The sequence below is a fragment of the Croceivirga sp. ABH4_376 genome, from assembly GCF_056160685.1.
This window is the reverse complement of sequence record NZ_JBSWXQ010000001.1, coordinates 964,384-980,062: the sequence shown is the minus strand read 5'-3', so window position 1 is coordinate 980,062 and position 15,679 is coordinate 964,384. Positions and strand designations below refer to the sequence as shown.

General features: G+C 36.4%; 11 protein-coding genes. 2 read left to right on the top strand and 9 right to left on the bottom strand.

Annotated features, from left to right (window positions below; all coding sequences use genetic code 11):
* Positions 1 to 267: 267 nt before the first annotated feature.
* Together ACXAGS_RS04200 and ACXAGS_RS04195 are read right to left on the bottom strand one after the other, a co-directional pair.
* Positions 268 to 672 (bottom strand): response regulator, encoded by a 405-nt coding sequence (locus ACXAGS_RS04200; RefSeq protein WP_474904778.1) that lies wholly within the window; start codon positions 670 to 672, stop codon positions 268 to 270.
* Positions 669 to 2,477: a PAS domain-containing sensor histidine kinase gene (locus ACXAGS_RS04195; RefSeq protein WP_474904776.1), complete on the bottom strand. Its 1,809-nt coding sequence runs from the start codon at positions 2,475 to 2,477 to the stop codon at positions 669 to 671. Before ACXAGS_RS04195 ends, ACXAGS_RS04200 begins: the two co-directional genes overlap by 4 nt.
* A 467-nt stretch (positions 2,478 to 2,944) precedes the next feature.
* Here ACXAGS_RS04195 and ACXAGS_RS04190 point away from each other — a divergent pair, with 467 nt between their 5' ends.
* The gene (locus ACXAGS_RS04190) at positions 2,945 to 3,145 is read left to right on the top strand and encodes a CsbD family protein (RefSeq protein ID WP_010516986.1); all 201 of its coding nucleotides are present in this window, start codon (positions 2,945 to 2,947) and stop codon (positions 3,143 to 3,145) included.
* Positions 3,146 to 3,190: 45 nt separating this feature from the next.
* Here ACXAGS_RS04190 and ACXAGS_RS04185 read toward each other — a convergent pair whose 3' ends face one another.
* From ACXAGS_RS04185 to ACXAGS_RS04160, 6 genes are all read right to left on the bottom strand, one after another.
* On the bottom strand, positions 3,191 to 3,634 hold the full coding sequence (locus ACXAGS_RS04185) for a nucleoside deaminase (RefSeq protein ID WP_474904774.1): 444 nt from the start codon (positions 3,632 to 3,634) through the stop codon (positions 3,191 to 3,193).
* A 77-nt stretch (positions 3,635 to 3,711) separates the two neighbouring features.
* Positions 3,712 to 4,551, bottom strand: coding sequence for a sterol desaturase family protein (locus ACXAGS_RS04180; protein ID WP_474904773.1), 840 nt, complete (start codon positions 4,549 to 4,551; stop codon positions 3,712 to 3,714).
* A gap of 259 nt (positions 4,552 to 4,810) precedes the next feature.
* On the bottom strand, positions 4,811 to 7,288 hold the full coding sequence (locus ACXAGS_RS04175; RefSeq protein WP_474904771.1) for a glycosyl hydrolase 115 family protein: 2,478 nt from the start codon (positions 7,286 to 7,288) through the stop codon (positions 4,811 to 4,813).
* 154 nt (positions 7,289 to 7,442) lie between these two features.
* Positions 7,443 to 9,395 (bottom strand): RagB/SusD family nutrient uptake outer membrane protein, encoded by a 1,953-nt coding sequence (locus ACXAGS_RS04170; RefSeq protein ID WP_474904769.1) that lies wholly within the window; start codon positions 9,393 to 9,395, stop codon positions 7,443 to 7,445.
* A 27-nt stretch (positions 9,396 to 9,422) separates the two neighbouring features.
* Positions 9,423 to 12,530: a SusC/RagA family TonB-linked outer membrane protein gene (locus ACXAGS_RS04165; RefSeq protein WP_474904767.1), complete on the bottom strand. Its 3,108-nt coding sequence runs from the start codon at positions 12,528 to 12,530 to the stop codon at positions 9,423 to 9,425.
* Positions 12,531 to 13,064: 534 nt separating this feature from the next.
* Positions 13,065 to 13,436, bottom strand: coding sequence for a hypothetical protein (locus ACXAGS_RS04160; protein ID WP_474904765.1), 372 nt, complete (start codon positions 13,434 to 13,436; stop codon positions 13,065 to 13,067).
* A 367-nt stretch (positions 13,437 to 13,803) separates the two neighbouring features.
* On the opposite strand from ACXAGS_RS04160, the gene ACXAGS_RS04155 reads away from it, so the two are divergent.
* Positions 13,804 to 14,394, top strand: coding sequence for a hypothetical protein (locus ACXAGS_RS04155; RefSeq protein ID WP_474904763.1), 591 nt, complete (start codon positions 13,804 to 13,806; stop codon positions 14,392 to 14,394).
* 34 nt (positions 14,395 to 14,428) lie between these two features.
* On the opposite strand, the gene ACXAGS_RS04150 is transcribed toward ACXAGS_RS04155, so the two are convergent.
* A complete protein-coding gene (locus ACXAGS_RS04150; protein WP_474904761.1) occupies positions 14,429 to 15,673 on the bottom strand; it encodes an NAD(P)/FAD-dependent oxidoreductase in 1,245 nt (414 codons plus the stop codon).
* Between the last annotated feature and the right edge of the window lie 6 nt (positions 15,674 to 15,679).

Below are 15,679 nucleotides of genomic sequence, written 5' to 3'. Positions count from 1 at the left end.
TCTTGTCCATAATATTTCTTTGAGTTTATCATTCTAAACTTAGGCCATGTCGAGTTAAATTTCTGATTTGAGTCTTGAAATGCACTACAACAATTTAATATCCGTCATATGACGCATAGCTGTTTGGTATAAAACTACATAATTTTAAGCTAAAGAACACCGCACCAAAAACAGACAAGTATCTACCGCTTTAACTTAAAAAACCCGGTACACGTACCAGGTTTTTTAGTGCAATGTCTAAGTAGGTTTAGTTATTTTATAATACGATCATAGACTTTCTATAATTGCTTCTAATTGGTCTATACCCAAGGGTTTTACTATATAATTACTTACCATCTCATACGTTTTGGCTTTTTCTATATCGGCAGGGTTTATAGAAGAACTTACAATGTATATGGTTACTTTATCCGTATTAATGTTGGGTATGGTTACAAACTCATCTAAAAAGCCCCAACCATCTTTGATAGGCATATTTAAATCTAAAAAAATTACTGCGGGTAATTCCTTACCTTCTTTTAAGCGCTCAGATAAACCATTTAGGGCTTCTTCCCCATTTTCAAACACCAATATTTCTTGTGAAAAATTGGCCCTATCCATCAGTATTTTTAACCCAAATTGGTGTATAGGGTCATCATCTATAATGCAGCTGGTTTTAAATTTTGATATGCTCATACTTGGTGTTTTTTAAACTTAACAGAAAAGGTAGACCCCTGGTTTACACTACTGGTGGCGGCAATTTTACCGCCAATGGCCTCTACTTGGTTTTTGGTAATAAACAAGCCAATACCCTTGGCGTCTTTATGTTTATGAAAGGTTTTGTACATGCCAAATAAATTTCTGCCGTTAACCTCCATGTCTATACCTAAACCGTTATCTTCTACTTCTAACAGCACGACATCATTAAGTTCTTGTACACGTACGGCAATTTTAGCGGGTACCGCGGTTCTTCTATACTTTATGGCATTAGAAATTAAATTGAGTACTATACTTTCTACATAGATAAGTTTGCCAGAAATGATAGGCGTACCTTGATAATCCAATGTAACGGCAATTTTATTTTCTGCTAGTAAGGCACTAAGTCCTTTTAGGGTGGTAGCAATGGTTTTTTGTAAATTTACCTTTTCCAAATGTTGTTCGCCACCAATTTTTATTTGCACTACATCGTTTAAATGGTCTATAGTTTCATTTAAACTGGAAGATGCCTTTTCTAAATGCACCATGGCCTCTTCCCTTTGCGCGGCAGATAGTTTATTATTATTGACCAAGCCGCAAACCAAAGCCAAATTACTGGCATGCGACCTTAAGTTATGGGAAACAATGTAGGCAAAGTTGAGCAAGCTTTCGTTTTGGTTCGTAGTAATATCTAAAAGCTTTTTTAACTTGTTTTCATTCTTTATACGTTCGTTTAGCCCAATTACCTGCGCAATAAACTGGAGTATCTTACCTTCTTGGTCTCGCACTGGGGTAACGGACAATAGCGCATGCACTATTTCTCCATTTTTATCAAAGTACCTTTTCTCTATCTGATAGGTGCTCCTTTTTCCATTTACAACCTCTTTTAAAAGGGCCAAATTTTGTTCTAAATCTTCCTGATGGGTAATTTCTTGAAAAGTTAATTTTTTTAATTCTTCTTTGTTGTAGCCCCATAAGGCACACAAACTATCGTTTGCTTCTAAAAACTGTCCAGAAGGTGAAACCAACGCCATACCTACCTTGGAGTTTTTAATGGAATCTGCAAAGGCGTTTTTGCTTCGCTCCAGTTCCATCTCGGTCTGTTTACGTGCGTCTATATCTTGAAAAGTACCTACCAAACGTAAACAGCTACCGTTTACCATTTCTGGTTCCCCTATGGCACGCACCCATTTTTCTTTGCCCTTTTCCGTAACAATAATCAACTCGGTATCCCAAGGGGTACCGGAAGCTATGGCCCTACTCACAAGATTGGTAATATGTTCCCTGCTCCAACCAGCTTTGTAAAAGAAAATAGCCTTTTCTAAGTCTGGTTTAAAATCTAACGGTACTTCATGAATTTTCTTGACCATGTCTGACCAAAAAATGGTGTTGGATTTTAAATCCATTCGCCAAGACCCAATCTTGGCAACCTCTTGGGTTTTATACAAAAGGTCTTCTTCTAGTTTTTTATCGGTTACATCTTCTAAGGTAATGAAGAGATAATTATTGACCTCATGGCCACCTAAGGTGCTTATTTTCCATTGATACCAAACTGAATTACCACAACTGGTTACAATACGTTTGGTATCTGACCTAGAACGTATACCTTCTAAACAGTAGCTTAAATCTATTTGAAATTCTTCTGGCAACTCCGGTAAACACTCAAAGAATTTTTTACCCTTAAACGTTTTATTTAGTTTAAACTGTTGCAGCCATTGTTGGCTTATTTCTATGTAGGTATACTCCTTATCTATAATGGCAAAGGGCGTATCCAACTGGTGGAAGGGGGAAAAGTCCACAGTCATAATTTAGTTTGTTGGTGTTGTTTCCTACAAGAAACTAAAAATATCTATAAATAGTATGTTTTTTAGACGAAATGTAGCATAAAAGTGTAAGATTTATACTGTTAATCCATATTACCGTAATAAACTTCTTTGTTACCAGCATTTTAGCTGTTTTTATCAACTAGGAGGGATTGGATTATTTTCTTTGATTCTTCTGTAAATTACCAAAAATGACAACTTTTTAAGTAAACCAACTACAGGACGATGCAAATTGGCATTATAAAACCAATGTATTAAAAGACTTTATTTTTCAAAGACCCAAAACTAAAAATCACAATGCCTTTTCGCATATGGCTAACACTAGGTTACATAAATGGTAAAACATTAAGCAATTAAAGCTTTTACACTAATTATTAAATGAAATGAATTAAGCAACGCGCCAACCCTATTGTAATTTTAGGATTATAATAATTAAAAAAATAAAAGCTATGTCAGCACCTTGGAAAGATAAAGCAAAAGGAAATTGGAATATTGCTAAAGGAAAAATTAAACAAGAATGGGGAGAACTTACAGATGACGATCTAGATTACCAAGAGGGTAAAGAAGATGAACTTGTAGGCCGTATTCAAAAGAAAACAGGTGAAAGCAAAGAAAAAGTAAACGACTTTTTAAATAGTTTAAAATATTAAACTAAGTTGAATCTTAATCAAAATCCCGCAAAACGCGGGATTTTTTTATTGCCAAACTTTTATGGCTTCTTCTGCCATTAACTGCATCATATTAAATTCTTGGTGGCGCTTTTTAACATCCATCTGATAATAGACATCTGAGTATACGTAACCATATTCTTTGGCATCTGCGGCCAAAGCTCCAAAATATATTTCTTTAAAATTTGCCCAGTAACACGCCCCCAAACACATTAAACAGGGTTCGCAACTTGTATATAAAGTGCATTGGTTTAAGTTTTCTTTACCAATCTTTTTAGAAGCTAACTGAATGGCATAAAGTTCTGCATGTTGTGTAACATCTCCTTCTTCTTTTACGCCATTATGAACGGCCACTAAAACTTTATTTTCATTTACAATAACGGCCCCAAAGGCCCCTCCTTTTGGGTCTTCTTTTCCTTTTTTTGCTAATTCAATGGCCAATTGCATATAGTACTCATGTTTATTTTTCATGCTCTTTTTAAGTCTAAAAATAGTCCGTTTTACTAACTAATTTTATCCCTATACCCAATTTAAAGGCTGGTATTGCATTAGCTGTCTCGGTTTTTATTTTCCGCATTGGGTTCTCCTGTTTCAGATTCCACTTGTATAAAAGGGCTTTTCATCAAATACAGAAAAGATTGTTTTTCTTCGGTATCAAACTCTTTTAAGCCATACCTAATATCAGATACAGGTATTAACTTATAGGTTCCAAAAATCCGGTCCCAAATAATGAAAATATCAGCAAAATTAGAATCGGTATAAAACTGGTCTTGGTGATGGTGTACCCTATGATGATCTGGCATCACAAAAATTAAGCCTAAACTATTGTTCAACCAACTAGGATAATTTAGGTTGGAATGCTCTAAGAAAAAGAATACATAAAGAAACAAATAATATACGGCCATTGCCACAACATCTGTTCCAAAAATTAATGCCGTAAGTATATTACCGGTCTGGTAGATTAAAATAAGTTCTAAAGGATGAAACCGGAACGTTGTGGAAGAATCCATAGTAGTGTCACTGTGGTGTACCCTGTGCAAACGCCACAATACCGGTACTTTATGGGATGCCCTATGTATCCAATAAGTAGTTAAATCATAAAGCACAACGCTCAAAAACAATTTGGCCCAAAATTGTATTTCTACCAAGTAAAGCAAACCAATCTTATGGGCATTGAGCCATTCTATACAGTATACTTGTAATGCAACAAAAAAGAGGTTTAGTACCGTTAATACGAGTTGAAAGAGTATATTTTGTGCTAAATGCATGCCTCGGCTTTTAAAAACAAATGGCGTTTTAGCAATCTGTTCCAGCGTAAAAAAAAGCGCCAATAGACCTATTATTAAGTAATTGGGATTTATGTTTAGAACGGCATCTAAAATTTCCATGGGATAGCATTTTGGTGGTAACACCCTTTTTTAAAATAAGTGTACGTTCTAAACTAAGGATTAATAACAAGGCTTGTACCTAGAACTACATAAATGGTAAGTATTTGATTATCAAAAACAAAATAAGAACCAAATTGTAGATTAAATACCAATAAATTCGTTTTTCACTATTAGTCCTAATTAAAATATCTACTAACAGCGAATGCACATTTATTTTTAAGTACCAGATGGCTTGTTTAAACCTACACCAAGTTTATATTTATTGCTTGTTAGCTTTTAAAGGAATTTCATAAAAAGAAGGAGCTCCTAATTTATAAACCGCTATCTGGTCTAACACAATACCCGTTTGGTTAACTGCAATTTGAAGTTGGTGTGTACCTGCCCTATCAAGTTGAACTGGTAATTTTACAATTGCAGCATTGCGTAACACATTCTCTTTCCAAACTTTACTTCTACCTTTGGTATTTACAGAAAAATAGGTCTTAGACGCATCATTTACCGCCAAGCCAACCTTATGGTCAAAATTATTGGAATGTGTTGGTAATATCCTTAGTTGTATTTCATAAGTTCCAGATTCTTCTACTTGAAACTCATAATTTAACCATGGTTTATTCTCATTAAAAGTTTTGGTACTAAGCGGAAATAAGGTAACGGCGGCATTGCTATAACCTAAACCTTTTATCGTTTTCCATTGAAACCCTTCTACCCCCTTACTATTATTAAAATCGCTTGCCTTTATCGCAATTTTGTTCGCTTCAATAGCTAGACTATCCGTTTGCGCATCAACTGGCTGCAGTAAGTCCGCTTTAGGTGCATTAAAAACAGGTAAATTCCGCGGTTTCATAGACATCATATGGTTCCACTTACCATTGTTTATTGTTGTATTGTAATGTGCAGTTAGCGCTTCAATTTGTGCAAACGCAAGTTCCGCTTGCTTCCTATAATCCGCTTTTGCTGCCTTTTCATTAGTCTTTACAGCTAAATTTAAACACAAGAACTTATGATTCATATAAGCAGCGCCTTTTACGGGGTATGCTACCAGTTGAAACCATGCCGCCCTACGTTCTTTGGGAATTTGTTTAGTTAGTTGGTCCACCATTTTAATCTGCCTGTTATAAGCCACCATCCTACTACGCATTTCTGCAACCGTAAAGTCCGAAATGTTATTTTTGGTAGTAGGTTCGGTTTGGCCCCAACCCATATATTCTGGTTTCCGTAAAAACGCCAATCGGTAATATTCGTTCATTAATGTTGAAATATCGTTGGCCAATTCAGTACCAAACTCTCGTGCAGCCCATTCTTTTAAGTGGTTGTGTATCGTATTCTGGTCTACCGTATTTATGTCCCATGCCAAATCCAAAAAAAACTCCGTGTTGTATTCTGCCGGTTTAATATCACCAACATTGGCTATCCAAATCTTTTTTGCGCCATTGGCATACGCCCTAGACATTTCATACCAAATAAGACCTGGTTGTGTGGTACTTAGCCATAGGTAATCATGCGGTCTGCCCCAATAGCTTAGGTGATAATATACGCCGCTACCACCTTTGCGCTGTTGCTCATTTTCATTACTTAATCGCCTAATATAACCGTAATTATCATCTGTCCACATAAGGGTAACATCTTCCGGAATATCCATACCTGCATCATACAGTTCTAATACTTCTTTGTAGGGAATAAAAACTTGATGTACATCTTCTACGGCTTTTTCATAGGTGGTTGCAAGCATGGTACGCTGATTGTTAATTATGTCTTGCAATAGTGTTATGCCTTCCTCTTTATCTTTTATGCCTTGCATGCCACTATCGTGGATGCCCCGCATACCTAAGGTAAAAATGGCTTGGTTACCGCCTTGTTTTATTTGATTTAACCTAGATTGCCAATAAGCATTTATATCTTGCTTATTGGTGATGTAATTATAGTTGCTATGGTCTTGCTTCCATTCAGAAACATTATTTCTAAGCATGGGTTCTGCATGCGATGTACCAATGACCATATGGTATTTTTGTGCCATTTCTTTGTTACCATCTACCGTAAAAAACCCTTGGGTGCATGGGTGCATTGCCGGCCATATGGTGTTAGCTTTTAAGCGTAATAAAAGTTGAAATATTTTCTCATAGGTTTTTGGTCCTATATCTCCTGTTTCTGATTCAAAAGTCTTTGCTGCCCAAGGTTGTAAACCCCAATCTTCATCGTTTAAAAAAACTCCCCTGTAAGCCACGGATGGGTGTTCTGTAATCCCTTCTATGGGTAATTGTATACTTAATTTATCTTGTTTTATCGGCTCCACATCTGCCCACCATTTAAATGGCGAAATACCCAAACGCTCCGCAACTTCAAAGATTCCATAAACCGTTCCGCGCACATCACTGCCAACTATAAATAAGTTGTTTTTGTGTTCTTTGAGTAAAAAGCCTTCCTTTTCCTTTGGTGTAGAAAAGCGGTTTTCCGTATGCACAATTAATTGATCCTTAAACGTACCAAGGTAAATACCTTTGCTGTTGTTTATAGTGCTTGTTTGTTTAACATCTGGTTTTGTGCCAGTAAGACCTTTAATATCTTCTGCCAATTCTGCCGCCGCCCATTTAATTAATTCATCGGTATTTTCATCTACATAGATTGTTACGACCTCTTTACCATTGTAAATTTCAAAACCATCTTTATTCTTATTGTTACAAGCAAATAAGCCTGTTAAGCATAGTGCTAGTAAACAAGCAACAGGTAATTTGATACGCATATCTAAACTTAATTCTATTTATAATTTATTCTAAATAATGAAGTGGATCAAAGATTATGAGGTTCCTTATAACAAATTAAGGCCCCAACCAATGTATTGTTGAGACCTTAATTATTGAAACTAAACTAACTCCTAACCTATTTTAAATTAAATTTTAATATCCTGGATTCTGCATGTTGTCTTTTTGTTCCGGAGTTAAAGGTGTTCCTTCACTATTATACACAGCATCAATAAATTTTTGCGGTATAGGTCTCAAAACATGATGGTCCTGAATGTTTGGAGAAGCCTCGGGATTGTATGCCCTAGTTCTTTCCACCAAAGTTAAAGTTCTACTTAAATCTTCCCATCGGTGCCACTCGCCCATTAATTCTCTTGACCTTTCATTTAATAGAAAACATAACATACGATCATAATCACTAGCGTAACCCAAATTTGCTATGATAGCCTCATCTTCTTCAGGCAAATCACTAATACTTGTTACCATTAAATCAGTGGCAGCAGTAGTTACTGGGATATTATTGGATTCATAATATGAATTTTCGTTCATATATGAGTTGTGTTCAAACGGCTGTGAAAAATCTGAGGTTGGATATGCCTCCGCACCATCTGTATAATAAGAACGGTCTTCCCCATTTTGGTATGCCGCACGCATTCTTACCTCATTGATGTAAGCCAACGCCTGTGCATAAGTACCCATTCTTATATGGGCTTCTGCTGCCATTAAATAGGTCTCTGCGGAGCGCGCCAATATTTCATCTCGCATTCCCCTATTATCGTTTATAGAGTTTCTAGCGGAATCAAAATGTTTGGATAAGGAAGGAAATCTTGGCTCAGCGAATAACGTAACACCATCTGCAGCATGCGCTACATAAACATGTGGAATGGTTTTACCATTGTAAAGAATATCTGGATTGTTATTGTTTCTTGTGTTAGCGAACCTTGTATCATCTGGAGAATTAATAATATACATTATTCCTAAATCAACTCCTGGAACGTATTCAATTCCATCAAATTCTCCTCCTCGATTAACCCTATGCTTTGTTCTAAACGTTTTCCAAAAACGAGAATCGTTGATTTTGTCATAAGCATCATAGGCAAAATAAGTAGGTGCCAAACGGCTGTACGGTCTCATACCGGTTAGATCGCGCCTCATCGTTGGTAAATCGTCATAGCGTGCCGTAAAAGCAACATGATTAAAGTTGCTATATGCTGCATGGGTTGCCTTGCTAAATTGTGCGGATAATATTAGTTCAGGTAAAAATTCATTTGCCCCATCTGGCTCTGTATAGGCCCAAATATCTTGAAAATTAGACGCTAATGGGTGGTTAGCTATTACCTCATCACATAAATCTACAACACGTTGTAAATCTGCATCTTTGGTGCCTGCATTCCATGAATCGTTGATTTCACTGGCTCTTGTTAAATATGCCTTTGCCAAATAATGGGCTACGGCATCTTTTGTTATGTTTACCGGCGCTTGAGCAGAATTGTCCAATAAACCATATGCCTGGTTTAAATCATCAATAATTTGTGCCAATACATCCTCAGCTGACGCCCGTGTAAATTCCAATTCTAAAGTGTTACTTGGTTCTAGCTTTAAGGGAACACCTCCATACTGCCTAACTAATTTTAAATAGTTATAGGCTCTTAGAAAATAACCTTCTCCTAATGCAACTTGTTTTATAGCTGGATTTGTAGACTCAATATTCGTAGCCGCCTCTATCAATTGATTGGTCATACCAATAGCAATCCAATACCTATCCCAAGCATGCTCTGCCTGTGTTCTAGTAGTTTGCACAATTGGACCAAAAGTAGCATCATAATTGTTCCAAGAGCTATTGGTAGCATCCCCGCCAACATGAAATTCATCCGTACCATAATTGGTGGTCGCAAATTGTTCCTCTCCTTGAAAAATGGCAGCTAAAGACCTTTGGTTTGCACCTACCGCCAATTGTAAGATTCCCTCTTCAGTTTCAAAGAAAGTATTATCTCTTTGTGTTGTTAATTCTTCATCTAAAAATGAATCCTTGGTGCAGGAAGAAAGTATACTGCCTAGGAGAACCAAAGCAGCGAACAACTTTGAATAATATCTATAATTATTTTTCATCTTCTTAATATTATTATGATTCATAGCTTAAAATTCAATATTGATACCCGTAGTAATACCTCTTAATGAATTAGACCTTCTTACATCTAAGTCTATCCAGTCCACTTTTGAAAAAACCATTCCTGGGTTTGATGCCTGGGCATATATTCTCAATTTGGACAGCCCTAAGTTTTCAGTAATTTTATCTGGAAAAGCATAGCCTAACGAAATATTCCTAATTTTCATAAAAGAACCACTCCGATATCCTAATACTTGAGAAAAAGGGTCCCCAGTTCCTTGGGTAAAAATAGGTCTCTGGTATTCGGCATCCGTGTTAATAGGCGTGTAATAGTCTACCCTACGGTGATTTCCTCTACCACCAAGTCCTTCCCCTCCGGTATTGTATATGTAATCAAACCTACCGTATAAAAATATGGATAAATCAAGGCCTTTGTAAGAAAAGGTATTGGTGATACCGGCAATGAATTTTGGAATTTCACTACCAATGATAACACGATCATTATCAGGATCTATCCTGTTATCACCGTTTTGATCCACAGGCCTTGCATTACCTGCCATAAAGTTATGACCATTGGCGTTGAACAAGGCCATTTCCGCAGCATCCTCTTCTTGCCATATACCGTTACCTTCATAACCATATACAACATTTTGTGATTCACCAATAAACCATTCGTTAACGATGTCATCATTGGTACCATCGGCCAATTCAACAATTTCATTGGTTTGGAAAGACCCGTTAAAATCTGTGGTCCATTGAAAGTCTTCTAGTTTTACATTAATTGTACTAAGGGTTAAGTCTATACCACTAGATTTGGTTTCCCCAATATTGGCAAAGGTGGCATCATAACCTGTTACTGTTGGTATTGCTTTTAATAGCAACAAATCGTCCGTGGTAGACTTATAAACATCCAAAGCTCCGGATACCCGGCCATTAAATAAGAAAAAGTCTAGCCCCAAGTTATATTGGGTAGTTTTTTCCCAACCCAACGCGTTATTAGCCAAAAGTGTATAATTTGTACCATCTATTCTTGATACACCCGGCGCCACCGCAGAGGCAGTACCACTGCCTTGCGCATAAAATAATGGGGATAGCCCGCCCTTTGTTGAGTAGGGGTCAATTGCAGAGTTCCCGGTAACACCTACACCTAGACGTAATTTTAGTTGATTAATCCAACTGGAATTTGCCAAGAAGTTTTCTTTTGATATATTCCAAGCAAATGCTGCACTAGGGAAAAAATCCCATTTGTTGCCTTCTGCCAATTGGGATGCCCCGTCGTATCTTCCTGACAAGGTTAATAAATATTTATCAGCATAACTGTAGTTAGCACGGGCCATATAGGAAGACAGTTGTCTTTCACTTATATTGGAATCAAAACCGGATAGCGTAACGTTATTGGAATTCAAAGCGTTCCATTTTTGGTCCGCGAAAGGAATATTCTCAGCATTCATGGAACTACCTTCTTCATCAAATTCTGTTTGACTCTGTAATAAGGTTATACCCAAGGTGTGATCACCAAAAGTTTTATCATAGTATAATAAGTTATCTAAGGTATACGAGATTCTTTGTCTATTCTCTAAAGAAGCATAACTAGAACCAGTTCTTACAACAGAAAGCCCATCAATAAAAATACCTCTTCGATAGTCTTCTATATCTGGCCCAAAATTGGTACGAAACTTAAGTCCCTCTAATACAGGCACAATGTTTCCTATATCAATTTGAGCATATAAACTAGCAAAAGCTCTAAGCAAAACCCTTTGGTCTTGTGAGTACTTATCCTCGTCAATCACTGTTTTAATAGCAATATCACCCCCAGGAAAATCAATTCTGTTGCCATCGGCATCGAAGGGAACCCCGTATTGCATTATTCTGCGTGCACTGTCATACAAGCCGCCAGTTGCAGAAACGGCACTACTTCCGGAATTTGATTGACCGAATTCTTGAATACTCCTTGATGCATTCATAGTACCACCAAACGTAAACCAATCTTTAGGAGTAAGATCAACACTTACCGTGGCATTGTATCTTTTAAAACTCTGCCCTATAATCGCGCCTTCATTATCCACAAAACCAAAGGAACCATAGGCTTTCATTTTTTCAGTGCCCCCACTTACACTTAGCGTATTTTGGGTTGTCATTGCCGTCCGGGTTACAAAATCAGTAAAATCTGTATTCTGGATTTTTGTACCATCCCAGCTGCCTCCTACCCATCCACTTCTTATATTATCAAGGGCTACCTCATCACCTGCAAATATGTTCTCATCATTGGTAATATTTGGGTTATCGCCCCTTGGATATACTTCTGGATTGGTGTAATAGTATGCCCAACGACGATAATCTACATACTCACTTGCACTAAAATTTGGCGCTCTTTCTACAATTTCTTGTAATTGCATAGAGCTATTTAAACTAATGGTCATCCTTCCGGTCTTACCCCTTTTAGTTGTAATAATAACCACCCCGTTAGCACCACGCGACCCAAAAATAGCTGTGGCAGATGCATCTTTTAAAACATCAATAGATTCAATATCCGCAGGATTTATGTTATTAATTCCACCTGATGTCAGAGGAATTCCATCCAAAACATATAGTGGCGAGTTAGATGCCGTTAACGAACGTACACCACGTATGGTAATGTCTGGCACTTCTCCCGGCCTTTCATTGGTAGTAATATCAACACCGGCAGCCTTACCTTGCATGGCTTCTACTGCATTATTAACCGGGCGAGAACTAACATCTTCTGCATCTACCCTTACCAATGCTCCTGTTACATCTGATTTCTTTTGTGAACCATAACCAACAATAATAACTTCATCTAACTGTTGTGAATCTTCTTCTAGCACGGTATTTATAGTACTCTTATTGTCTACCTTTACTTCTGAAGTTTTAAATCCGATGAAAGAAAAGACAAGTATGTCACTTCCTTCTCTTAATTGAATGGAATAATTACCATCAAAATCTGAAACCACACCATTTGTGGTTCCTTTCTGAATAATGTTTGCTCCCGGTATTGGGTCACCGTTAGCAGCTGTAACCGTACCGTTAATAATCTTACCTTGGGCATTTGCGCCCAACGAAAAAATCATTAGGCAAATAAAGAATGCCTTACGTAAGATTTTTCCATAATTGTCTTTCATAATTTTTAAGTGTTTAGTCAGCCTTTAGGTTGGCGTTAAATATTCAAGTTCATCAATAGTATTAAGGTTTTGTTAAATCCGCATCCTGCACTATCCTGAACTGTCATTTTATTAACAAACAATACTACCGATTAGGAAAAACATAATTTAAAACAAGGCAATATCAAAGCCGAATGTATTTGTAGACGAACTTGAAAAGAGAAAGAAATAATAAAATTGAACAATTCTTAGAGTAAGAAAATTGCTTAAAGCATATATTAGGACAAGTGTAACTCTGATAAGATTGGGATGTGATTTACGTATCAGAGTAAAATTGCTAATGCAAGAGAGATATCTTTAAGCTATACATTAATAGCCAACTGCTTAGTGAAAAAAGTGAAGAAAGAAAACTTTAAATCGAATGATTTATAAAGTGCTATCAAATCATTTTGAAACAAAACCTATAAACATTAAAAAACCCCGGCACTGCTACCGGGGTTTCCACAAACTGAATAAATTAACTAAAAACTAAACTGCTCTGTGCAGAACTGTAGCTTATTTTACCGCTACAGTTTCTTTGAAAGTTTTGTCGTTCTCTGTAACAACTACTGTATAGTCGTTCTCAAAAGCATTTTCAAAATTGAATGCCTTCTCAATTACCAACTTACCTTCCAATAATTCTTTATATACTACCCTACCTTGGTTGTCATAAATTTTAATCATAACATCCTTCTGATCCAAGTTTAAAAGGTTAACTAATAATTTGTCTCCTTTTCTCTTGAAAGTTGGATCTAGCTTTACAGCTATTAAGTTCTTTTCTACCTCGTTGACTTTTTTACCAAAAGTTTTTTCTGGTCCGTTTGCCATTACTGCAACTGTTGCAAATAATAAGGCGGTTACTACGGTGTTTTTCAAGATTGCTTTCATAACTACTTCGTTTTATGAGTTGTAAAAATCTTACACTGCAAACATACGCCGTTTACCCTATGCTACTCTACCACAAAATTTGCCAATATCTATGCTATATTACCCCACTACTAATGTTAACTAATTGTAAACGGTAATTTTGCATAGTTTATGGTTAAAATGATATAGTTATGGGCAAAAATGGTATCAAAAAAGAAACCCAATGCTTTCCATTGGGTTTTCTCACTAATTAGGGTATCTGTTTTATTTTTTGAACAGATGTCCAAATTAGACAATCAGTTTCTTTTTATGGTAACCTAAACTTTAAATAAGTATTATGAAACTTCACTTTATATATATTCTATCTTCGATTTTTAAATAGCTTTATATGTTAAGTATTAAAAATACCATTATACTGGCTAGTTATTTGATAGTAACTTCCCTATTTGCACAAGAGGGGTTAAGTGAATGGAAGCCCAACCACATTTTTACCTTAGAGGACTTTAAATCTAATGCTACGCAAGTAGATAAAGAAGTGAAGGGTTTATATCTGCAAACCGGAGTAAATATAGAATTGGCTTTTCAAATGAGTAATCTAGCCTTTATGTTCACTAAAAATTTTAATGGTAAGGTTACTTGTGTTCAAGATTCTAAATCTGCGGTACTTATGGCACAAAATCAAGAACAAGCCCAACAGCTTTTGAATTTGGCCAATTTTGATTTTGACTTATCGGAATTATATGCTCGTAAAATACGAAAAGCCCTTTATGAGAATAAAAAAACCTTTTCTAAAGGAGACTTTTTTATGCCCTACTATAATAAAATCATTTCTGAACGGAACCAATTGAGTTCACGAGTATACTCGGAAACGGAATTTGGCAAAAAAGAAGAGCTACTATTAAAAGAACACCAGAAAGTAAAAAAGCAAATAGCCAATCTGGCTGCATTCTGTAAAAATTGCAAGCCGCCAAAAAAATAATAGTACTACATACTTGGCAACTATTGTATTTACCTTATTTAAACCTATCTGGAGATAGTTGCCCAGCCCTAGCATAATTATTTATACCAGATATATTTTCTGCAATTAATTTACCTGTTATTGGACCCAGACTCCACCCCATCATGGCATGGCCAGTAGCTATATTTAAGTTTTTATACTTTTTAGTACGGCCAATTAAAGGTATCCCATCTGGTGAAACTGGGCGCAAACCCGATTTTGCTTTTTTTAATTCCTCCTTATGTATTTGTACTTCTGGATAATAGGTTTTGGCTGCATGTGCTATGGTAGCTATTCTGGCTTTATTTAATTTATTGTTGTTTCCAGAAAATTCCATAGTGCCTGCAAACCGAGTAAAACCATCCATAGGGGTAATGGCAACTCTAGACTCTACTAAAATAGCAGGGATAGTAATATTTGTTTTCCTATATACATCCATACTATACCCTTTACCGCCCTGTATGGGAATATTCAAGCCTAATTCTTTTGCCATCCTACAAGTGTAACTACCTGCTGCAAGCACTACTTCATCTGCAGCAAATTGTGACTTTTGGGTTATTACATATTGTAGTCTTCCATTTTCTTTTTCAAAACCTGTAACCTGTTGCTGTAATTTTATAGTGACGCCTGCCTGCAGTAAATACTTTTTTAATTGTTGCATAAAATTTTGGGGCGTCATGTGAGAATCACAAACATAATGTACACCACCAACAACCTCTGGCGCTAATGCTGGTTGCAACTTAAGTAGGTCCGCATTAGAAAGCACCCTTACTTCAAGGCCTAAATCTGTTGCTTTCTTGGCCAACTCTTTTTCATGTGTAAAATGCTTTTTTGATTTGCAAACCATAAGCACTCCCTTATTTTCATAATGAAAGTTAAGACGGATATCTGCCAAAAGTTGCATATACAATTGTTGGCTAAGCAAGTTCAAATCCAATAACAACGGTATGGAGTTGGTAACATGATTTTTTGTAGCAAACCTTTTAAAGTTTAGGGCCCACTTAAAAAAATCAATATCCCAACGTGGCTTTATATAAAGTGGACTCGTCTTATTAAACATCCATTTTAACCCCTGAGCAACCACACCTGGAGCAGCCAAAGGCACAAAATGACTGGGTGTTATGTAACCCGCATTAATGTAAGAAGCTCCTTCAGCTTTTTCCTGTTGGTCTAAAACGGTCACTTCATGCCCCTCTTTAGTCAAATAATAAGCAGAACACAACCCAATTATTCCGGCACCAATTATAACCACTTTTGCCATAAAATT

Bases quoted from the DNA above. Each gene is read 5' to 3' on its own strand.
- ACXAGS_RS04200 (WP_474904778.1), bottom strand. From the start codon at position 672: ATGAGCATATCAAAATTTAAAACCAGCTGCATTATAGATGATGACCCT.
- ACXAGS_RS04195 (WP_474904776.1), bottom strand. From the start codon at position 2,477: ATGACTGTGGACTTTTCCCCCTTCCACCAGTTGGATACGCCCTTTGCC.
- ACXAGS_RS04190 (WP_010516986.1), top strand. From the start codon at position 2,945: ATGTCAGCACCTTGGAAAGATAAAGCAAAAGGAAATTGGAATATTGCT.
- ACXAGS_RS04185 (WP_474904774.1), bottom strand. From the start codon at position 3,634: ATGAAAAATAAACATGAGTACTATATGCAATTGGCCATTGAATTAGCA.
- ACXAGS_RS04180 (WP_474904773.1), bottom strand. From the start codon at position 4,551: ATGGAAATTTTAGATGCCGTTCTAAACATAAATCCCAATTACTTAATA.
- ACXAGS_RS04175 (WP_474904771.1), bottom strand. From the start codon at position 7,288: ATGCGTATCAAATTACCTGTTGCTTGTTTACTAGCACTATGCTTAACA.
- ACXAGS_RS04170 (WP_474904769.1), bottom strand. From the start codon at position 9,395: ATGAAAAATAATTATAGATATTATTCAAAGTTGTTCGCTGCTTTGGTT.
- ACXAGS_RS04165 (WP_474904767.1), bottom strand. From the start codon at position 12,530: ATGAAAGACAATTATGGAAAAATCTTACGTAAGGCATTCTTTATTTGC.
- ACXAGS_RS04160 (WP_474904765.1), bottom strand. From the start codon at position 13,436: ATGAAAGCAATCTTGAAAAACACCGTAGTAACCGCCTTATTATTTGCA.
- ACXAGS_RS04155 (WP_474904763.1), top strand. From the start codon at position 13,804: ATGTTAAGTATTAAAAATACCATTATACTGGCTAGTTATTTGATAGTA.
- ACXAGS_RS04150 (WP_474904761.1), bottom strand. From the start codon at position 15,673: ATGGCAAAAGTGGTTATAATTGGTGCCGGAATAATTGGGTTGTGTTCT.